This is a genomic window from Devosia sp. ZW T5_3 (genome assembly GCF_044987315.1).
Taxonomy (GTDB): domain Bacteria; phylum Pseudomonadota; class Alphaproteobacteria; order Rhizobiales; family Devosiaceae; genus Devosia.
In genome coordinates this window covers 35605-56388 of record NZ_JBJDRE010000003.1, presented here as the reverse complement: position 1 = coordinate 56388, position 20784 = coordinate 35605, and the positions used below count along the sequence as shown (strand labels likewise).

Sequence of the window (20784 nt, the reverse complement as noted above, 5' to 3'; positions counted from 1 at the left end):
TCGGTTCCTTTGCTAGACCTGTCGCAGGCCCTGATTCGCCCCCGACTCACCGTCATCCGGAGCACCACGACCCATGGCATCGACGCCGCTCGGCGAGGACACCTATCCCGACCCACTTCTGGCCTCCGAGCGCAGCAGCGCCGGGCTGTGGCGCGTTGTAGCCCTGGGCGTGGCGCTGGTGGCGTTGGCCGTCGCCTTTTCCTTCTTCAGCGACCGGATCCCGATGGACCTGGTGATGACCTTTGTCGGCATCTTGGCCGTGGTCGGCGTGTTCTGCCTGTTCGGTCTGGCCGCGGGCCTGTTCCGCTTTGCCGGCAATGAGGAACGCCGCACCATTTCCCGCGCCGTGGTCGATAGCCTGCCCTTCGGCGCGGTGGTGTCCGATCGCGACGGCAAGATTTCCTACGTCAATGCCCACTATGGCAATTTCAGTGGCGCGCTGAACAATGGCTTGCCCGTCGGCGTGCCACGCCTGTTCGCCGGCCAGTCCGACGCCAGCGAAGCGATTTATCGCCTCTCCCGCGCCGCCAAGGATGGCCGCAGTGCCGTCGAAGATATCCGCCTCGTCGGTGGACTGGGTGGCTCGCAGGCCGAAAGCGCGCGCCCCTTCTGGTATCGCGTCGCCGTGCGCCCCTTGCCCGAGAGCGATGAAACCAAAAAGCCATTGGTGATCTGGTCAGTGGAAGACATCACCCGCGACCGCGACAATAATGAGAGCGCCTTCCGCGACCTGCAGCGCGCCATCGATTATCTCGATCATTCCCCGGCCGGCTTCTTCTCGGCCGACGCGCATGGCCGCATTCAATATCTCAATTCCACGCTATCCGATTGGCTCGGCTACGACTTGGCCGAGTTCAATGCCGGACATCTCGGCCTCTCCGATATTGTGCGCGGCGACGGGGCGACGCTGTTGATGCGCGGCCGTGGCGATGGCGAGATTTCCACCGAAGTCATCGATATCGATCTGGTTCGCCGCAACGGCACCAGCCTGCCGGTGCGCCTGCTGCATCGCGCCGCCCGCATGGCCGATGGCGAATTGGGCGAGACGCGCACCCTGGTGCTTGATATGTCCAGCGCGCCCGACACCGAAGAAGAGCTGCGCGCCGCCGAAGTGCGGTTCTCGCGCTTCTTCAACGACACCCCCTTTGCCATCGCCACGTTGGACGGCGAAGGCCGCATTATCCGCACCAATGCCCCGTTCGGACGCATCTTCAAATGGTCGGGCGAGGAAAAGAGCCTCGAAATGCAGCCGCTGAGCGAGCTGATCGGGGAGGGCAGCCGCGACAAGTTTGCCCGCGCCATCGGCGACGCTACGGCGAACCGGTCGGAAGTCGAGCCGGTCGATGCCCTGCTCAATGCCGAGGGCGATCATGCCGTGCGGCTTTATCTGTCGGCATCCGAGCTCAGCGAAGGCTCGGCCGAGCAGGTCAATGTCTATGCTCTCGACATGACCGACCAGCGCAAGCTGGAAGCCCAGTTTGCCCAGAGCCAGAAAATGCAGGCCGTGGGCCAGCTCGCGGGCGGCGTGGCGCATGATTTCAACAATCTGTTGACCGCCATTATCGGCTTCTCCGATCTGCTCCTGCTCAAGCACAAGCCGGGCGATCCCTCGTTCAGCGAGCTGATGCAGATCAAGCAGAATGCCAATCGCGCCGCGGGCCTGACCCGCCAATTGCTGGCGTTCTCCCGCCGCCAGACGCTGCGTCCGCAAGTGCTGGAATTGCCGCTAATCGTCGATGATTTGACTGTGCTGCTCAAGCGCATGATCGGCGAGAAAAACACGCTCACCGTCGAGCATGGCCGCAACATCTGGCCGGTTCGCGCCGATGTGGTGCAACTCGAACAGGTCATCATCAATCTGGTCGTCAATGCCCGCGATGCCATGCCTGATGGCGGCGCCATCACCATCCGCACGTCCAATGTCGAGCAGGCCGAGGCCGAGCGCTTGACCTTCGAGGGCATGGTGCCGGCCGATTTCGTTTTGATCGACGTGCAAGATACCGGCACCGGCATGAGCCAGGACGTCATCGCCAAGATTTTCGAGCCCTTCTTCACCACCAAGGAATTGGGCAAGGGCACGGGCCTTGGCCTCTCGACGGTCTATGGCATCGTCAAGCAGACCGAGGGCTATATCTATCCGGTGTCGACCGTGGGCGTCGGCACGACGTTCAAGATTTTCCTGCCCCGCCATGTGCCCAATGAGAACGAAGTGGCCAGCAAGGTGGCTATTGCAGCCCCGGCGCGCGATCTCACCGGCCAGGAACGTATTCTGCTGGTGGAAGACGAGGAAAGTGTGCGCGCCTTCTCCGCTCGCGCCCTGCGCGCCACTGGCTATGAAGTGTTCGAGGCCGATGGCGGCGAAGAAGCGCTCGAAGTGCTCGAAGATATCGACTTCAAGATCGATCTGATGATTTCCGACGTGGTCATGCCGGAAATGGATGGGCCGAGCCTGCTCAAACATGTGCGCAAGCAAATGCCTGATCTCAAGGTGATTTTCGTCTCCGGCTATGCCGAGGAAAGCGTGCGCCGCGATATCGAGGACGACCAGAGCGTGGACTTCCTGCCCAAGCCCTATTCGCTCGATCAAATCAATTCCAAGGTCAAGGAAGTGCTGCAGCGGCTGGGCAAGGGCGAGGTCAATTGAACGAGTTGGGTCGCTTCGGCGGCGCCGAGTTCAACGTGTTGGGCGAGCCCCTGCAACCCTGTTCCAGCGATCCGCTGACCGGCTTTTTCCGCACCGGCTATTGCGCCGCCGGACCAGACAGCGCCGCTGTGCACCTGGTCTGCATTGAGGCGACCGACGAATTCCTCGAATTCTCCGCCTCGGTCGGCAATGACCTCTCGACACCACGTCCGGAATTCTCGTTTCCGGGTCTGGTGAGCGGCAATCGCTGGTGCCTCGTCGCCGGCCGCTGGGCCCAAGCCCACGCCGCCGGGAAAGCGCCAAAGGTGTTCCTGCGCTCGACCAATCAGGCCGTGCTCGGCCTTATCCCCCTTGGCGTGCTGAAGGCATACGCTCTGGATTTGAACTAGGCGGGTAGAAGTTGCCACAACTGCAACCCACCCACAATGTCATCCTCGCGAAGGCGGGGACCTCCGTTTCTCTTGACGCATCTTTAAACAGAGGTTCCCGCCTTCGCGGGAATGACACCGAGGGTGGGGAATTAGGGAGCTAACTCCACCCCTCCGCCAACAACGCATCGAGGTGCTGGAAACTCATCTCCATGCCCTCGGCCATACCCGTCGCCGCAATCTGATCCCGTAGTGCCTTGGAGGCATAGGTCAGCCGATTGATCACCGTGGTGCCCTCCGGCTTTTCCGCAAAATCCACCGCTGACTTGGACGTCCCGCCCGTCGCGTCCTGATCGAACGCCTCTTCGCTCAGAATATGCTCCGGCACGGCAATGGCATGGATCACCCCAGACATGGCCAGGCGCTCCTCGCCCTTGTGCCATTCATAGCGGTAGCGGCCACCCGGCCGGGGCTCGAAGACACAGACCGGCATGGTCCAGCCCGACGGGCCGGTGAGCCAGCGCTTGATCAGCGGCGGCTGGGTGTAGCAGGCGAACACCAGATGCCGGGGCGCAGCAAAGTCGCGCTCGGTGAGAATTTCGGTATCGCTGGGCATGGATATCCGCAACGGTCCGCCAAATGCCATCCTGCTCTCCCTCAGGTCTTGCCCGTCATCGCCTCGAGCCGCTTGAGCTCGTCCAGCAGGCCATCGAGCCGATCGAACTGGGCTTCCCAATATTTGCGATATTCGATCAGCCAGCCTGTCGCCTCGGCCAGCGGCTGCGCCTCGAGCTTGCAGGGCCGCCGCTGGGCGTCACGGCCACGGGAAATCAGCCCAGCATTCTCCAGCACTTTGAGATGCTTGGAGATGGCCGGCTGGCTCATCGCAAAGGGCTCGGCAAGCTCCATCACTGATGCTTCGCCCTGCGCCAGCCGCGCCAGAATGGCGCGCCGGGTCGGGTCGGACAGGGCCTGGAACGTGGCGTCGAGATTGGCAGACGTCGGCATGAATGACCTTTAGTTGCAAAACCGTTTGGTTATTCAACGCCCGTTCGGTGTAGTCGTCAAGCGACGCCGCCCGGAATGGGTGTCCCCACCGCCAGCAGCCCCTGATTGGCCAATTCCACCCATAGGGCATCCGGAATTTTAGCGTCCCACCACTTGAGAATGCCGTCCAGTTCTTCGGGAGATTTTGGTCCCGGCAAGACATTGCACACCGCCGGATGCGTCAGCGGGAATTGTAAAGCCGCGGCGGGCAGGGCCACGCCAAAGTCCTGGCAGACGGTTTCCAGCGCCTTGACGCGATCGACAATGGCCTGTGGTGCCTTGGCATAGTTGAAGGTCGAGCCGCCCACCAGAATGCCCGAATTGAACGGGCCGCCGATAACCACCGAGGCGCCGCGCTCCAGGCACGTCGTCATGAACGGGCTGAGCGAAGTCTGTTCGAGCAATGTGTAGCGCCCGGCGAGCAGGAACACGTCCCAATCGCCCAGCGCAAAAGCGTCCATCAGCACCTGCCACTCATTGACGCCCAGCCCGATCGCCTTGACCGCGCCGCTGTCGCGCAACTCCCGCAGGGCCCGATAGCCGCCGGTCTCGAGCTGCTTCCACAAGGGCTTATTGCCCTCGATGCCATGGGTCGCCGTGCCAATGTCGTGCACATAAAGAATATCGACGCCATTCATGCCCAGCCGCTGCAGGCTGTCCTCATAGGAGCGCATCACGCCGTCATAGGAATAGTCATAGACCTGGTCGAAGGGCAGGGGATTGACCCAGTTATGCGGCTCGCTCCACCCCGTCACCGGCTTGAGCTTGCGGCCCACCTTGGTGGACAGCACCGTGCCGGTCCGGCGCTCGCGCAGCACGTCGCCGACCAGATGTTCGGAGCGGCCATAGCCATATTGAGGCGCCGTATCGACGTAGTTTATCCCCACATCAAGCGCGTGGCTTATAGTTGCCTGCGCCTGGTCGGCCGGCACATCGGTGAAAATGCCGGCCAGGGACGCGCAGCCGAGGCCCAGCGTGGTGATTTCCAGACCGGTTCTACCGATCTGGCGCTTCTCGATTATGCGTGTCGTCATGACGTCCTCCCAGATGAGGGATAACTGACATGTTAGTTCGTCGTCGTAAAGCCGACGCGCTTAATAGACGTTGCCGACGATGACGGGATGCTCGGTTTCCACACGGATCGGGTTGCGCAGGGCCGCGCCGAACTGGGCTTCCTCGATCTCGAAAATATCGTTGGGCTTGGTCGAAATGCCGTCGGCAAAGCTCAGCGTCGCCGTGCCGAAGCAATGCACATGGATATCGCCGGGATTGCGGAACAGCTCATATTTGAAGTGGTGATATTCGAGGTTGGCGATGGTGTGGCTCATATTGTCCTCACCGGAGAGGAACGGCTTTTCCCAGATCACCTGGCCATCGCGCCAGATGCGCGACTTGCCCTCGATATGCGCCGGCAGATCGCCCAGCCGCAGTTCGGGCCCGAACGAGCAGGCGCGCAGCTTGGAATGGGCAAGGTACAAATAATTGATCCGCTCGGTCACGTGGTCGGAGAATTCATTGGCCAGCGCAAAGCCCAGCCGGCGTGGCTGGCCATTGTGATCGATCAGATAAATGCCGGCGATTTCCGGCTCTTCGCCCGCGTCCAGCGCAAAGCTGGGCGAGGGGATGGGGTGGCCGGGATTGACCACGGTGTAGCCATTGCCCTTGTAGAACCATTCCGGCTGCACGCCCTTGGTGCCGTCTGTGGGCTTGCCGTTTTCGAGGCCCATGCGGAACATCTTCATGGAATCGGTCAGGTTGTCCTCGGTCTTGGTGCCGTTGGACTTGTGCATGGCGTCGCGCGTTGCGGCGGAGCCCAGATGGGTTAGGCCCGTGCCGGTGACATAAAGATGGGCCGGGTCGGGATGATCCACCGGCGCCAGCAGCCGGCCCTCGGCCAGCAGCGCCGCCTTGTCGACCACTTCGCCCAGCCCCTGCTGCGCAATCAGCGCGCCGATGCCGGTTTGAGCGGCAATGGCGGCCTGGGCCAGGGCATAGACGCTGGTCGCGCCATTGACCTGGCGTGTGACATCGCCATCCACCGCGCCCACGGCTCGTTCGCCATTGAGATCGAAATACTGGATCAGATTCATATGTGTTCCTCCCGCGGGGGCGGCCCGGCGGGCCAGACTGGTGGCAGGCATAGAACGCAACAGGGGTACTCTAGGCAAGCCCAAAAATCATACTAATTAAATCTTGCCGCACCTGCGCCTTGCGTTGGATTGTGCCAAGTCCCTGGCGTCTCTATATCCAGGGCTGCGCCAGGGCGGCGCCGGGGATGACTTGACCATGCTGGATAGCGTCGAAAGTGCGCTCGCGGCGATTGCCGCAGGTGAACTCGTGGTGGTGGTGGACGATACCGACCGCGAGAACGAGGGCGACCTGATCATGGCGGCCAGCAAGGCGACGCCGGAAAAGATCGCCTTCATGATCCGCCACACCAGCGGCATCATCTGCGTGCCCATGACGCTCGAGCGCGCCGCCGCGCTCAATCTCGATCCCATGGTCGCCAACAATATCGATCCGTTCCGCACGGCCTTCACTGTCACTGTCGACTATCGTGTCGGCATGACCACCGGCATTTCCGCCACCGAGCGGACCGCCACGATCCGAGCGCTGGCCGGCGGCAATGCCCATGCCGGCGATTTCATCCGCCCCGGCCACATTTTCCCGCTTTTGGCCCGCGAGGGCGGCGTGCTGGCCCGCTCTGGCCATACCGAGGCGGGCATCGATCTGGCCCGCATGGCTGGGCTTGAGCCGGCCGGCGTGCTGGCCGAAGTGGTCAATGACGACGGCACCGTCAAGCGCCTGCCCGAACTGATCGCCTTCGCTCAGGAGCACAATCTCAAGATCATCTCGATCGAGGATTTGATCTCCTACCGTTTGACGCAGGAGAAGTTCCTGTCCCGCCAGGGTGTCGTGCCCACCATGGTGGCTGGCTTGCCCGCCGTGGCCTATGCCTATCAGACCCCGTTCGATCCGGTGCAGCAGGTGGCTTTGGTGTTGGGTGATGTCGAGGGCAAGAGCAACGTGCCCTGCCGCATCGTGCGCGAGCAGCCCTTGCGCGATCTGCTGGGCCGGGCTGCCGGCGATGCCGATCCGGTCGAACGCGCCGTGGCCGAAATCATCGCCCGCGGCGGCACGGGCATCGTCCTCCTGCTCCGCGGCGCCTCCGCCGGAGACCGCGAAGAGGATAGCCGCCGCTCCCCGACCCAGGACGGGCAGGGCGGCGAGCATCACGGCAGCGCCGTCAAGCGCATGAAGGGGTGGCGCGAGATTGGCGTGGGCTCGCAGATACTGCGCGATCTGGGCGTCAAATCCATTGCCCTGATGACCACCTCCGGCCGCCAATATGTCGGCCTGGGCGGCTTCGGCCTCGAAATCGGGGAAACGATTCTGCTCTCCTGAGGTCCCGGCCCAGTTTTCTTATTTTGTTCTGGTTCCCTACTTGACACTGGCGAAACAAAATGAGAACAAATAGGGCACATTAAATGGACAGCGACCTGCGGTGCCAACGCGTTGCGCGGCCCCCCAGAGCGTGAAATAAGGAGAGAACTATGGCTAGCTCGCCGCTTCGCGTTGTTGAGGGTGGAACGATGGATAAAGAAAAGGCACTTGCCGCTGCACTCGGCCAGATCGAGCGCAGCTTTGGCAAGGGCTCGATCATGCGGCTGGGCGAGGCTGCATCGATCGAAGTGGAGGCCATCTCCACCGGTTCGCTCGGCCTCGACATCGCTTTGGGCATTGGCGGCCTGCCCAAGGGTCGCATTGTCGAGATTTTCGGGCCGGAAAGCTCCGGTAAGACCACGCTGGCGCTGCATGTCATTGCCGAGGCGCAGCGCGCCGGTGGCATTTGTGCTTTCGTCGATGCGGAACATGCGCTCGATCCGATCTATGCCCGCAAGCTGGGCGTCAATGTCGATGACCTGCTGATTTCCCAGCCCGATGCTGGCGAGCAGGCTCTGGAAATCACCGATACTCTGGTGCGTTCCGGCGCCATCGATGTGTTGGTGGTCGATTCGGTAGCGGCGCTGACGCCGCGTGCGGAACTCGAGGGCGAGATGGGCGATTCTCTTCCCGGTCTGCAGGCCCGCTTGATGAGCCAGGCTATGCGCAAGCTGACCTCGTCGATTTCCAAGTCGAAATGCCTGGTTATCTTCATCAACCAGATTCGCATGAAGATCGGCGTGATGTACGGTTCGCCCGAAACCACGACGGGCGGCAATGCGCTCAAGTTCTATGCTTCGGTCCGTCTCGACATTCGCCGGATCGGCGCGATTAAGGACCGCGAGGAGATCGTGGGTAACCAGACCCGCGTGAAAGTGGTCAAGAACAAGCTGGCGCCGCCATTCCGCCAGGTTGAATTCGACATCATGTATGGCGAAGGCATTTCCAAGACCGGCGAGTTGATCGATCTGGGCGTCAAGTCTGGCATCGTCGAGAAATCCGGCGCCTGGTTCTCCTGGGATAGCCAGCGTCTGGGGCAAGGCCGCGAGAATGCGCGCCAGTTCCTCAAGGACAATCCGGATGCGGCGGCGACCATCGAACGCGGTGTGCGCGAAAGCTCGGGTCTGCTCGGGGAAGTGCTGCTGGTTTCGGGTGGCGACGAAGAAACCACTGACGAATAGTCATTCTGCCCATGCAAGGCATTCGGGAGGTGGCGCGAAAGCGCTGCCTCCTTTGCTTTTTCGGCCACGATTGGCTGCTCTAGACGCCCTCTTGCTGCCGCAATGCTGGACAGAGGCGTAAACCCCGCGATAGAAAGCCCGCGACGTTCTGCGGCGCGCTCGCGCCATTCCGATGAAAGCCTGTTGATGACCAGCGTAAACGATCTCCGCTCGAGTTTTGTCGATTACTTCGCCCGCAATGGTCACGAGGCCGTGCCGTCGAGCCCATTGGTGCCGCGCAACGATCCGACGCTGATGTTCACCAATGCGGGCATGGTGCAGTTCAAGAACGTCTTTACCGGCGTCGAAAAGCGCCCCTATTCGACGGCAACCTCGGCGCAGAAATGCGTCCGCGCCGGCGGCAAGCACAATGATCTCGACAATGTCGGCTTCACCGCGCGCCATCACACCTTTTTCGAGATGCTCGGCAATTTCTCGTTCGGCGATTATTTCAAGGATCGCGCGATCGAATTGGCCTGGAACCTGCTGACCAAGGATTGGGGCCTGCCCAAGGACAAGCTGATGGTCACCGTCTATGAGGACGATGACGAGGCGCTCGAACTCTGGAAGAAGATTGCGGGCCTCTCCGAAGATCGCATCGTGCGGCTCGGCGCCAAGTCCAATTTCTGGCAGATGGGCGATACCGGTCCCTGCGGCCCTTGCTCGGAGATTTTCTACGATCACGGCGATCACGTCTGGGGCGGCCCTCCGGGTTCGCCGGAAGAAGATGGCGATCGCTGGATCGAAATCTGGAACCTGGTGTTCATGCAGTTCGAGCAGCATGCCGATGGTTCGCGCACCGGCCTGCCGCGCCCCTCGATCGATACCGGCATGGGCCTCGAGCGCGTTGCCGCCGTCATGCAGGGCGTGCACGACAATTACGATATCGACCTGTTCAAGGCGCTGATCAGCGCTGCCGCCTCGGCAACCGGCGCCGATATCAATGGCGAAGGCAATCGCAGCCTGCGCGTCATTGCAGATCACCTGCGCTCGATGTCCTTCCTGATCGCCGAAGGCGTGCTGCCCTCCAATGAAGGCCGCGGCTATGTGCTGCGCCGCATCATGCGCCGCGCTATGCGCCACGCGACCCTATTGGGTGCCAGCGAGCCGGTGATCCACAAGCTGGTGCCGACCCTGGTGCGCGAGATGGGTCAGGCCTATCCCGAGCTCAGCCGCGGCGAAGCCATGATCAGCGAAACCGTCAAGCTCGAAGAGGGCCGCTTCCTCAAGACGCTGGGCCGCGGGCTGCAGATTCTTGCCGACGAGAGCAAGGATCTGAGCGAAGGCCAGGTGCTGAATGGCGCCACTGCCTTCAAGCTCTACGACACCTATGGCTTCCCGCTCGATCTGACCGAAGATGCGCTGCGCTCGCGCGGCATCGCTGTCGATCAGGCTGGGTTCGATACCGCCATGGCTCAGCAGAAGGCAGAAGCCCGCAAGAGCTGGTCCGGCTCGGGCGAAGCTGCCACCGACACGATCTGGTATGGCCTGGCCGATAAGCTCGGTCCCACCGAATTCCTGGGTTACGAAACCGAGATCGCCGAGGGCGTCGTCACGGCTCTGGTCAAGGGCGGAGCGGAAGTCGCCTCGCTGGCCGAAGGCGAAGAAGGCTTCGTGGTCGTCAACCAGACCCCCTTCTATGGCGAAAGTGGCGGTCAGGTGGGCGATACCGGCGCCCTCAAGGGCGAAGGCGTTGCCGCCACGGTTTCCGACACGCAGAAATTCCACGGCGTCTTTGCCCACAAGGTCACGGTAACCTCCGGCGCCCTCAAGCTCGGCCAGCCGCTCGAATTGCTGGTGGATCACAGCCGCCGTTCGTCGATCCGCGCCAATCACTCGGCCACCCATCTGCTGCATGAGGCGCTGCGCATCGTGCTGGGCGATCATGTCGCCCAGAAGGGCTCGATGGTTTCCCCCGATCGGCTGCGCTTCGACTTTGTGCATACCAAGCCGGTGAGCGACCAGGAAATGGCTGAGGTCGAGGACATCGCCAATGCCATCGTGCTGCAGAACACGCCGGTCGAAACCCGCCTGATGGGCGTCGAGGAAGCCAAGGAATCGGGCGCCCGGGCCCTGTTCGGCGAGAAGTATGGCGATGAAGTCCGCGTTGTTGCTATGGGCGAACCGACGGGCAATGGCCTGGGCTGGTCGGTCGAATTGTGCGGCGGCACTCATGTGCGCCGCACTGGCGATATCGGTCTGATCTCCATCGTTGCCGAAAGCGCGGTCGGCGCCGGCGTGCGTCGCATCGAGGCTTTGACCGGCAAGGCTGCCCGCCATCGCGGCAATACTAATGTCGCCATCGTCAATGCGGCTGCCGGGCTGCTGCGCTCGGGCAGCCACGAAGTGCTCGATCGCATCACGGCGCTGCAGGACAATATCAAGAAGATCGAGCGTGAGCTGAGCGATGCCCGCAAGAAGCTGGCTCTGGGCGGCGGCGGTTCTGGCGCTGCTGCTGCGGTGGATGAGACGGTCAATGGCGTCATCTATGTGGGCCGCACCGTCGAGGGCATCGAGGCAAGGGACGTCAAGGGCCTGGTCGATACCGAGAAGAAGCGCATCGGCTCGGGCGTGGTCACCGTCGTGCTCAAGGGCGAAGACGGCAAGGGCACCGTTGCCGTCGGCGTGACGCAGGACCTGACGGCTCGCTATGCGGCCGGCGAATTGATCAAGCTGGCCACGGCGGCTTTGGGCGGGCAGGGCGGCGGGGGCCGCCCCGACATGGCCCAGGGCGGGGGACCTGACGGCTCCAAGGCCGCTGAGGCCATCGCCGCAGTGCGGGCCGGCCTTTAATAAATCGCGACCTCATCCCGGGGTTGTCTCGGGATGAGGCCATGCCGCTAAAGTCCGGTGCGGAAGAAGAACAGCCGCGGCTTCCAGACGATCTTGATCTTGTCGGTCAGCACATTGGCGAGGCCTGCCGTCAGCACGATGACGAGGCCGACAATGGCCACCCAATCGGGATATTCGCCGAAGAACGCCGCGCCGAACACGATGGCCCAGATCAGCTGGCTATATTGCACCGGCGCCAGCAGATTGGCCGGCGAGCGCTTGGCGGCCGAAATCAGCAGCAGCCCGCCCGTGCCGCCCATCAGGCCAATGCCGACAAACACTGCCAATTGCTCGAGCGACGGCAGCACGAAAAACGGGATCATTAGCAGCCCGTTGACCAGGCCCGAATAGATCACCTGCAGCCCCACCAGGCTCACCCGGCGCTCCCGCGGCGCAACATGCCGCAGGATGATGGTGGTCACGCCGCCGAAAAACACGCTGCAGAATATCGCCAGATGCCCCAATTGCAGCTCACGCACGCCGGGGCGGATCACCAGCACGACGCCGAGAAAGCTGATGATCAGCAGCAGCCAGCGATGCACCGCCACATGTTCCTTGAGCACCAGCACACCGAGCAGGGTGACCATGATCGGGGTCAGAAACCCGACCGCATAGACATCGGCAAAGGGAATGTGGGTAAAGGCGTACATGACGCAGGCCGTGCCACCGATTGCCGTGGCGCAGCGCAGATGCACCAGAAAGGGGTGCTTGAGCTTGTAGAGGTCGCGCCAGCGCTCATTGCGCTTGGTCAGCATGGCGGGAATGATCGAAAAACTGGTCGTAAAGAACGCGATCTCGAAGACCGACATGGCGGGACCGGTTGCCTTGATCAGGGCGTCGGCCATTGAAAAGCTGGCATAGGCCAAAAAGGCCAGAATGACGCCGACCGGCATCGCAATATCCAAAATATGAAGAGGACTCGGGGAAACAAATCTACCATACGAGTTTGCCGCGAAGCCGTCGACCGCCCGAAGCCCGGCAAAGGCGCTAAATTTCGGGGCCCTGTACCTCGGTAATATTGGTCTTGGGGCCGGGTCGGGCGCGGTATTCGGCAAAGCGGCCGGCAATGCGGGCGCGGGCGCCGTCGATGAACACGTTGACGAGCCCGCTAAGGATCACCACGGCGAGACCCGCATAGGCGAGCAGATCGGGGTGCTCGGCATAGAAATAGGCGCCCAGGCCGATGGCCCAGACGATCTGCACATATTGCACGGGCGCGACCTGGCTGGCCGGAGCGTTGCGCGTGGCGGCAATCAGCAGGATATGGCCCATGCCGATAAAGCTGCCGCTGGCGAGCAGCAGGGCAAATTGCTGCCAGTTCGGCATGATGAAGCTGGGCGCCATAAGCACGGCATTGACCACCAGTAGATAGAGCGCGGGCAGGGCGATCAGGCTGACGCGTTTTTCCTCGCTCGCCACAATGCGCAGCACGGTGGTGGTGGTGGCGCCGAAAAAGGCGCAGCCCAGAGCCGCCAGGTGCCCCAGTTCCAGCTCGCGAAAGCCGGGGCGCACCACGAGCATGACGCCGGCAAAGCCAGCCAGCAGCATGGTCCAGCGCATGGCATGGACGCGCTCCTTGAGCAGCAGCACCGACATGGCCGTGATGAACAGCGGCATCATGAAGACCAGCGAATAGGTCTCGGCAAAGGGGATGGTAACGAAGGCGAAGGTCACCAGCGATGAGGATGCCACGCCGCTGAACGAGCGCAGATGCACCAGCGCGGGATGCTTGAGCCGAAAACTGTCGCGCCAGCGCTCGCCCTTGGGCTTGGCGAACATGGCCGGCACCAGCGAGAACAGGGCGATGAAAAAGCCGATCTCGAACACGCTGAGCGTCTGTCCGAAACCCTTGATGATCGCGTCACCGCAGGCATAGATCGAATAGGCGGCAATCGCGTAAAGCACGCCGATCGGCATGGTAAATCCGGAAAAATCGAGGACAGGCAGGAGTATGACCTTAAGGCCGCTCCGTGCCTGCGTCGATGGGCATTATGCCGGCAATCAGTCGTCGAGCGAAATGTCGCCGCCGCTCGAGGAGTTGAAATCGGTCTGGGCGGGATTGCCCTCTATGTCGATATCGCCGCCGCTTGAGGCTTCAGCTTTGACGCTTTGGGTGGCATGCACGGCAATGTCGGCACCGCTGGAAGCGCCGGCCGTGGCGGTGGCGCAGACCAAGTCGCCCGCATCGATTCCAGAGCCGCTTGAGGCTACGGCGTCAATGCTGGTGCAGGTGCCGGAGAGATCGATGCTAGCGCCGCTGGAGGCACCGGCGCGAACCGCGCCGAGGGTCGCGCCGGTCAGCTTGACGTCGGCGCCGCTCGATGCCTCCAGATCAAGCTGGTCGGATTTGATGCCGGTGGCGCGCACGTCCGCGCCGGAGCTAGCCGAAACGCCGGAGATGGCGGGCAGGGTGATGTTGACGGTGACCGCATTGCCGCTGTTGAGCAGCATGCCGACCAGCCCGCCGCTGATGATGAAATCGAGGAAATCCTGATCGAGGCGGGCGGTGAGCACGCCATCGGCGACGCTGAGTTCGAGATTGTTGAGGGCATCGGCGCTGCCCGATTCAGCGCGGACAGCGAAGCTGTCGCCAATGGTCACGACGGCATCGAGCCCGGTGGCGATATCGATGCGGTCGAAATTGTTCAGCGCGAAATCGCGGCTTTCCGCCTTGGCCGCACCCCCGAATGTCAATCCAATCGCCGTGGCGAGTGCAAGTGTGGCAATGGTCCGCATAGTCTTCGCTCCCTCGTTGACTGCCTGGCATATGGTGGTTGGCGGCGGTCGCTCAAGAGAGCTTGGCGATATAAAGGGGCCGGAGCATGGCTCCGGCCCGCTGTCCCTAGAACGATGCCTTGGCGCTGAAGCTGAAGGCCAGGACGCTGCCGGTGTCCCAGGTTTCGCCCAGCGCATTGGTACCCGCTTCGATCATCGAATAGGACACGCCGCCGGACAGTTCGAAATTTTCGCTGGGCTTATAGGCGGCGCCCAGGTTGGCGCCCCAGCGATCGGCCTGCGTGCCATTGGCCAGGATTCCGGCGCCGTTTTGGCGCGACGTACCCTTGTCCCAGACCAGGCCGGCGAGGATTGTCAGGTCCTCGGTGAGTTGGTGACCAACGCCGGCCGATACAGTCCAGCCGTCTTCGTAATTGAGCACAGTGGTCAGCGTAGGTCCGGGCGTGGTGACCGTCAGCGCATCGACCACCGACCAGTCCACCCACTTGATCCCGCCCAGCACCAGCCAGCCGGGCGCGATGCCGCTCTGCGCCTTGACTTCAAATGTCTGGGGCGTGGTGACGCTGGCGGCGGCCGGCAGGGCGCCGGCAAAGGTGCCGGACAGGTCGTAATTGATGGCGGCGTTGTAGACGGCACTGACGCGCAGGGCGATTTCGGGCACTTCATAGGCCGCGCCGATGCGCCAGCCAAAGCCGTTCCCGTCCAGCTCGACTGGGCGCGTTCCCAGGGTCGGGCCGGGCAGCAGGGCGGGAACCAGGGCTTCATAGTTGAGGCTTTGCGCCGAGATGCCGCCGATAATGCTGAGGCTGCCCGGGCCGACGGCAAAACCATAGGCGCAGGTCAGGCCAAGATCGTTGGACCAGATGCGTTCGCGGGCCGACTGGCCGGTAGCCGCGGCGTAGGTCAGCAGCCGGTCCGTGCCCGAACCCCATGGGTTTTGTGCCGAAACCAGGCAGGAAGCGTTGTCGAACAGGTCCCCCTTGGCGGCAAAGTTGTAATAGGTGCGGTTGGACGAGGTGGCGACGGTGCCCAGGCCAGGCGCGGCAAGGCTGGTAATGTCATGGTCGATAATGACCCGGGTCACCGTGCCCTTGCCAACGTAAGTGCCCGGGTCGAACAGCAGGTCCCAATTATAGCCATTGGCTTCGAGGCCCCCGGCATGGGCTGCGCCCATGCTCGAGGCGGCAAGCAGTGCGGCCAGCGCGATGCTGCGAATATGCGGCATGTAGAATCCTCCCAGATTTAGAGCGGCATATTTTCGCCGCTTCGTCCGTCGGGCCGTTTGCCGGCCACGTTGACGTTAACGTCTAGTAGGTCTTGTTTGCGGCAAGTCGTCAATCGGCGCGGCCGTCGGATTAAGACTAAAATGTGTCATTGACGCAGGGGTGCAACACTGTTGCGCGAACGGCACAAACAAAAAGGCCGGAGCGATGCCCCGGCCTTTCCGTATCTATCGGCCTGTGGCGGTTACGCCATGGCCTTCTGCAGGTTCTGGTCGATCGCGTCGAGGAATCCGATGGTGGAGAGCCAGGGCTGATCGGGGCCGACGAGCAGGCTGAGGTCCTTGGTCATCTTGCCTTCTTCGATCGTGTCGACGGTGACTTTTTCGAGCGTCAGCGCGAACTTGGCCAGCGCTTCATTGTCGTCGAGCTTGGCGCGGTGGGCCAGGCCACGCGTCCAGGCAAAGATCGAGGCAGTGGAATTGGTCGAGGTTTCCTTGCCCTGCTGGTGCTGGCGGTAGTGACGGGTCACCGTGCCGTGGGCGGCTTCGGCTTCCACGATCTTGCCATCGGGCGTGGCCAGAACCGAGGTCATCAGGCCCAGCGAGCCGAAGCCCTGCGCCACGATGTCGGATTGCACGTCGCCGTCATAGTTCTTGCAGGCCCAGACGTAGCCGCCGCTCCACTTGAGGGCCGAGGCGACCATGTCATCGATCAGGCGGTGCTCGTACCAGATCTTCTTGGCTTCAAACTGTTCCTTGAACTCGGCCTCGTAGATCTCCTGGAAGATGTCCTTGAAGCGGCCGTCATAGGCCTTGAGAATGGTGTTCTTGGTGGACAGATACACCGGCACGCCACGGGCGAGGCCGTAATTGAAGCTCGAATAGGCGAAGTCGCGGATCGAGTCGTCGAGGTTATACATGGCCATGGCAACGCCGGCGCCCGGAGCCTGGTAGACTTCGTGCTCGATGACCTTGCCGTCTTCGCCGGTGAACTTGATGGTCAGCGTGCCCTTGCCGGGGAACAGGAAATCGGTGGCGCGGTACTGATCGCCAAAGGCATGGCGACCCACGATGATCGGCTGGGTCCAGCCGGGAACGAGGCGCGGCACGTTCTTGCAGATGATGGGCTCGCGGAAAATCACGCCGCCCAGGATGTTGCGGATCGTGCCGTTGGGCGACTTCCACATCTTCTTGAGCTTGAATTCTTCGACGCGCTGCTCATCGGGGGTGATGGTGGCGCATTTGATGCCGACGCCGTGCTTCTGGATAGCGTGGGCGGCATCGACCGTGATCTGGTCATTGGTGGCGTCGCGGCTTTCCACCGACAGATCGTAATATTCGATGGGCAGGTCGAGATAGGGATGGATCAGCTTGTCCTTGATCGCCTGCCAGATGATGCGGGTCATTTCATCGCCGTCGAGATCGACGACCGGGTTGGCGACTTTGATCTTGCTCATCGGCTGGGCTCCCTTTGCCTATGCAATATGGCCCGGTTTGGCCGGGCAGTTCATGGTGCGCCCCTATAGCATTGGCGGGCGACAGCGCAAAGGCGCGTTATGGCATGGGGGCTTGCCCAGCTTGACGCCGTGTATATGCACGACTATATCGCGGCGATGCAGGACGATTTTTCACAATGTCTGGTGCTCAATACGCGGATGGCGGCGCGCGCCATTACCCGGCGGGCCGACCGCAAGCTGCGCCTCTATGGCGTGACAGCGGCGCAGTTCACCATACTGACGTCGCTGCAGAGCCAGCCCGGCCTGTCGGTGACCGAGATGGCGGAGCGGATTGCGATGGACCGCACGACATTGTCGCGCAATCTCGACCTGCTGGAAACCAAGGGCGTCGTCATTTCGACACGCCCGTCCGGTGTGAATGGCCGCGTCTGCGTACTTACCGATGCGGGGCGGGACCTGGTTGCGCAGACGGTGCCGGTATGGCGGGCCTCGCAGGCCGAGTTGCGCGAAATACTCGTCCGCCCCGATTTCGCCGTGGTCATCACGGCACTGCAGCAACTTTCCCGGCTCTAGGCCGGACACAATCGCAACCCAAGGAGACAGAATGCTGAAACCCGATCCCGCCGATCCCATTGTCGTCACCGGCATGGGCGCCGTGAGCCCGATGGGCGTAGGGGTGGAAACGCTCTGGACGCGATTGGTGGCTGGCGAGAGCGGGGTGGTCCGCAATGACCGCTTCGACACGACCGGCTTCACCTCGGGCATTGCGGGCCTGGTGCCCAGCAAGGCCGATGTGCCGCATGGTTTCGATCCCGCCGATTTCATCGACGGCAAGGAAATCAAGAAGATGGACCTGTTCATCCAGTATGGCATCGGCGCCGCTGCCGAGGCGCTCAACCAGGCTGGCTGGCATCCGACTTCCCTCGAAGATCAGGCCGCGACCGCCACCATTATCGGTTCGGGCGTCGGCGGATCGCCGGTAATGGCGCGGGCCGTCGAGATCATCCAAGAAAAAGGCCCGCGGCGGCTCTCGCCGTTCACCGTGCCGTCCTTCCTCGCCAATCTGGCAGCCGGCTGGATTTCGATTCTGCATGGCTTCAAGGGTCCGATCGGCGCCCCGGTGACGGCCTGTGCGGCTTCGGCCCAGGCCATTGGCGATGGCATGCGGCTGATCATGACCGGCGAGGCCGAAGTGGCCGTCGTAGGCGGCGCCGAAGGATCGGTCGATCCGATTTCCATCGGCGGCTTCGGCGCCTCGCGCGCCCTGACCTCCTCGCATAATGACGAGCCGCATCTGGCATCGCGCCCGTTCGACAAGGGCCATGATGGCTTCGTGCTGGCCGAAGGCGCTGCCGTGCTGGTCATTGAAAAGCTCAGCCATGCCAAGGCGCGTGGCGCCACGCCGCTGGCGATTCTGGCGGGTTACGGCACCTCTGCTGATGCCTATCACCTGACGGCGGGCTCGCCGGATGGTGCTGGCGCTCAGGTCGCCATGCGCAATTCACTGAAGATGGCCGGGCTTGAGCCCAGCCAGATCGGCTATGTCAACGCGCATGCCACCTCCACCCAGGTGGGCGACAATGCCGAAATCGCCGGGATCACTGCGGTGTTCCCCGGTCGCGGCAAGGATCTTGCCGTGTCCTCGACCAAGTCGGCGACCGGCCACATGCTGGGCGCAGCCGGCGCAGTCGAAGCGATCATCTCGGTTCAGGCGCTGCGCACCGGCATCCTGCCGCCAACGATCAATCTCGAAGACCCTGAGGAAGTGGCCGATATTTTCGATCTCGTGCCCGAGGTCGCCAAGCCCAAGGCGATCGACTACGCGCTGTCCAACTCCTTCGGCTTTGGCGGCGTCAATGCCAGCCTGGTGTTTGCGCGCATCTAGGACGCGCCGTTTCGCTCCCGATAGGTCTGGTGCCGTGGCAGGTGATCTGCCACCAGGTCCCAGGCCTGTTGGGAGCGGGCAAAAATCAGCTGATTGGGATCAAACCACTCATTCCGCCCGGCAAAGAAGCCGACCGGCAGCATGCGCACATCCGGTGCCCGCGAGGATTGTCCGTAGAGCGGGGTAGCGCAGGCGGGGCAGAAATGCCGGGTAAAGATCGCACCGGAATCGGCGGGACGCGCGAAATTTGCCGTTGCTCCGGTCAGGGTAACAGCCTCGGCTGATACCAGCGCGACCGTGGAATGGCCGGTGCCGGTGGCGCGTTGGCAATCCAGACACGAACAGACCAGCATCGACAGCACGCGGCCGCGCAGCGCCATTTCCACGGCGCCGCATGCGCAGGCCGCTGTCACATCCACCATGAGCCGATCGGGCTTGTTCATGCCGCAGAAGCTGGCACGGCCCGCCTGTTGCGGCAAGGCGCGGCTCTTGCCTTTGTGAACGAGCTTGGCAAGAGTGCGCGCGCCAAAGCTGGAGGACGCAAACTTGCACCCGGACTATCCGCTTGAAACGGCGCGGCTGCGGCTGCGTCCCTTCACGCGCGGCGATGTCGATGCCGTGTTCGATTATCGCCGGCGGGAGGATGTCGCACGTTATTTGTTCGACGTGCCGCTGAGCCGGGAGGAATGCGCGCTGGCCGTACAGCAGCGCATTGGCCAAGTGGCGCTGGAGGCTGATGACGACAAGATCATCCTGGGCGTGGAGCTGGCGGACGAGGGCACGCTGATCGGCGAGGTTTCGCTGATCCTGCGTAATCTCGACGCGCGGCAGGGCGAAATCGGCTGGATTTTTCATCCCGATTATCAGGGACATGGCTATGCGACCGAGGCGGCGGTGGCCTTGCTGGACCTGGCGTTCAAGGACGGCGAAATCCACCGGGTCATGGCGCGGTGCGATGCCCGGAACAGTGCTTCGGCCAAGCTGATGGAGCGGTTGGGCATGCGCCGTGAAGCACATTTCCGCGAGCATGCCCTGTTCAAGGGCGAGTGGGACGAGGAATTTGTCTATGCCATTCTGGAGACGGAATGGCCAGAAAAACGCCTTATTTTCCTCGCTCGTTGATTCAGGTTCGCCGTCGCAATCTCTTGATATAACTCGATTTTGGCAGGTTGAGTTGGCCGGTCGCCGCTTGCGCGCAGCTCGGCGCCATCATCCGAAATCGTTCCCGGCGCTGGGGTAGAATATTTCTCTGGCTGGCAGGAACGTCTCGGACTCCCCTCGCGTTGAGTTTTCGCAATGCCCAGCGGGAGGGAGCGCAATCATGTCGTCACTGAGTCTGCCCATTGAAACCGAGCGGTTGATCCTTCGTACCTTTGAACGAGGGGATTTGGAGTCGCTCAACGCCTATTTGTCGCTGCCTACGGCACAGCGTTATGCAGTCAGCAAGGCACGGGACAAGAATGAGGTGGCTCGGGCGCTTGAGGTGATGCGCAGTCATGTCAGCCTGCAGCGGCCGGGCGATACGCTGACCTTGGCCATGGTCCGCAAGGGCGACAAGCAATTGATTGGGCATGTGTCGCTGCATTGGTCCGATGCGACGGCGGGGCAGGGCGAAGTGCGCTTCGTGATCAATCCGAGTTATTCGGGGCAGGGCTTTGCCTGCGAGGCGCTGGGCGCATTGTTCGACCTGGCCTTTGAGCATTTCCGCATCCATCGCGTCTTCGCGCGTTGCGACGGTCGCAATCACCATTCCATCAAGTTGATGCAGAGCATGGGCATGCGGCTCGAGGCGCATTACCGCGAACATGCCCTGTTCCAGGGTGAGTGGGACGAGGAATTGCATTTTGCCATGCTGGATCGCGAATGGAATCGTCCGAGCAAAGTGCGGGAATTGCCGCAGCGGCATCGCGTCGCCTGATTTGCATCCGG

At 62.4% G+C, this 20784-nt stretch carries 19 protein-coding genes; 9 read left to right on the top strand and 10 right to left on the bottom strand.

Annotated elements, in window-relative coordinates:
- Positions 1-73 precede the first annotated feature (73 nt).
- On the top strand, positions 74-2644 hold the full coding sequence (gene cckA, locus ACI3KW_RS04445) for a cell cycle histidine kinase CckA (protein WP_113121167.1): 2571 nt from the start codon (positions 74-76) through the stop codon (positions 2642-2644).
- Entirely contained in the window at positions 2641-3033 is a 393-nt protein-coding gene (locus ACI3KW_RS04440) for a DUF2237 family protein (protein WP_404847092.1), read from the top strand. Before cckA ends, ACI3KW_RS04440 begins: the two co-directional genes overlap by 4 nt.
- Positions 3034-3172: 139 nt before the next feature.
- Here the strand turns inward: ACI3KW_RS04440 and ACI3KW_RS04435 are convergent, their stop codons facing one another.
- From ACI3KW_RS04435 to araD1, 4 genes are read right to left on the bottom strand one after another with little or no spacing between them, the layout of a single operon-like run.
- Positions 3173-3628: an SRPBCC domain-containing protein gene (locus tag ACI3KW_RS04435; RefSeq protein ID WP_404847091.1), complete on the bottom strand. Its 456-nt coding sequence runs from the start codon at positions 3626-3628 to the stop codon at positions 3173-3175.
- Positions 3629-3669: 41 nt separating this feature from the next.
- Positions 3670-4020, bottom strand: a complete 351-nt coding sequence (locus ACI3KW_RS04430) for an ArsR/SmtB family transcription factor (protein ID WP_404847090.1) — start codon at positions 4018-4020, stop codon at positions 3670-3672.
- 56 nt (positions 4021-4076) lie between these two features.
- Complete coding sequence (locus tag ACI3KW_RS04425) at positions 4077-5093, bottom strand: aldo/keto reductase (protein ID WP_404847089.1); 1017 nt, start codon at positions 5091-5093, stop codon at positions 4077-4079.
- A gap of 60 nt (positions 5094-5153) precedes the next feature.
- Positions 5154-6149, bottom strand: a complete 996-nt coding sequence (gene araD1, locus ACI3KW_RS04420; RefSeq protein ID WP_404847088.1) for an AraD1 family protein — start codon at positions 6147-6149, stop codon at positions 5154-5156.
- Between the two features lie 196 nt (positions 6150-6345).
- On the opposite strand from araD1, the gene ribB reads away from it, so the two are divergent.
- The 3 genes from ribB to alaS all read left to right on the top strand — a co-directional run bounded on the left by ribB (position 6346) and on the right by alaS (position 11516).
- On the top strand, positions 6346-7464 hold the full coding sequence (gene ribB / locus ACI3KW_RS04415; protein WP_113121171.1) for a 3,4-dihydroxy-2-butanone-4-phosphate synthase: 1119 nt from the start codon (positions 6346-6348) through the stop codon (positions 7462-7464).
- Between the two features lie 149 nt (positions 7465-7613).
- Positions 7614-8684: a recombinase RecA gene (recA, locus tag ACI3KW_RS04410; protein WP_113121172.1), complete on the top strand. Its 1071-nt coding sequence runs from the start codon at positions 7614-7616 to the stop codon at positions 8682-8684.
- A gap of 186 nt (positions 8685-8870) precedes the next feature.
- Positions 8871-11516, top strand: a complete 2646-nt coding sequence (gene alaS / locus ACI3KW_RS04405) for an alanine--tRNA ligase (RefSeq protein WP_404847087.1) — start codon at positions 8871-8873, stop codon at positions 11514-11516.
- Positions 11517-11563: 47 nt separating this feature from the next.
- Here alaS and ACI3KW_RS04400 read toward each other — a convergent pair whose 3' ends face one another.
- The 5 genes from ACI3KW_RS04400 to ACI3KW_RS04380 all read right to left on the bottom strand — a co-directional run bounded on the left by ACI3KW_RS04400 (position 11564) and on the right by ACI3KW_RS04380 (position 16970).
- Entirely contained in the window at positions 11564-12448 is an 885-nt protein-coding gene (locus tag ACI3KW_RS04400) for a DMT family transporter (protein WP_404847086.1), read from the bottom strand.
- A gap of 94 nt (positions 12449-12542) precedes the next feature.
- Positions 12543-13472, bottom strand: a complete 930-nt coding sequence (locus ACI3KW_RS04395) for a DMT family transporter (RefSeq protein ID WP_404847085.1) — start codon at positions 13470-13472, stop codon at positions 12543-12545.
- Between the two features lie 84 nt (positions 13473-13556).
- Entirely contained in the window at positions 13557-14291 is a 735-nt protein-coding gene (locus tag ACI3KW_RS04390) for a head GIN domain-containing protein (RefSeq protein WP_404847084.1), read from the bottom strand.
- A gap of 106 nt (positions 14292-14397) precedes the next feature.
- Entirely contained in the window at positions 14398-15516 is a 1119-nt protein-coding gene (locus tag ACI3KW_RS04385) for an OmpP1/FadL family transporter (protein WP_404847083.1), read from the bottom strand.
- A 242-nt stretch (positions 15517-15758) separates the two neighbouring features.
- Positions 15759-16970 (bottom strand): NADP-dependent isocitrate dehydrogenase, encoded by a 1212-nt coding sequence (locus ACI3KW_RS04380; protein WP_113121178.1) that lies wholly within the window; start codon positions 16968-16970, stop codon positions 15759-15761.
- A gap of 135 nt (positions 16971-17105) precedes the next feature.
- On the opposite strand from ACI3KW_RS04380, the gene ACI3KW_RS04375 reads away from it, so the two are divergent.
- A complete protein-coding gene (locus tag ACI3KW_RS04375) occupies positions 17106-17543 on the top strand; it encodes a MarR family winged helix-turn-helix transcriptional regulator (RefSeq protein WP_404847082.1) in 438 nt (145 codons plus the stop codon).
- Between the two features lie 31 nt (positions 17544-17574).
- Positions 17575-18855: a beta-ketoacyl-ACP synthase II gene (gene fabF / locus ACI3KW_RS04370; protein WP_404847081.1), complete on the top strand. Its 1281-nt coding sequence runs from the start codon at positions 17575-17577 to the stop codon at positions 18853-18855.
- On the opposite strand, the gene ACI3KW_RS04365 is transcribed toward fabF, so the two are convergent.
- Positions 18852-19334, bottom strand: a complete 483-nt coding sequence (locus tag ACI3KW_RS04365; RefSeq protein WP_404847080.1) for a GFA family protein — start codon at positions 19332-19334, stop codon at positions 18852-18854. The genes fabF and ACI3KW_RS04365 overlap by 4 nt on opposite strands.
- 67 nt (positions 19335-19401) lie before the next feature.
- On the opposite strand from ACI3KW_RS04365, the gene ACI3KW_RS04360 reads away from it, so the two are divergent.
- The gene (locus ACI3KW_RS04360; RefSeq protein WP_404847079.1) at positions 19402-19977 is read left to right on the top strand and encodes a GNAT family N-acetyltransferase; all 576 of its coding nucleotides are present in this window, start codon (positions 19402-19404) and stop codon (positions 19975-19977) included.
- A gap of 199 nt (positions 19978-20176) precedes the next feature.
- Positions 20177-20773 carry a GNAT family N-acetyltransferase gene (locus tag ACI3KW_RS04355; protein ID WP_404847078.1) on the top strand — a complete coding sequence of 199 codons (597 nt, stop codon included), beginning with the start codon at positions 20177-20179 and terminating at the stop codon, positions 20771-20773.
- Positions 20774-20784 lie beyond the last annotated feature (11 nt).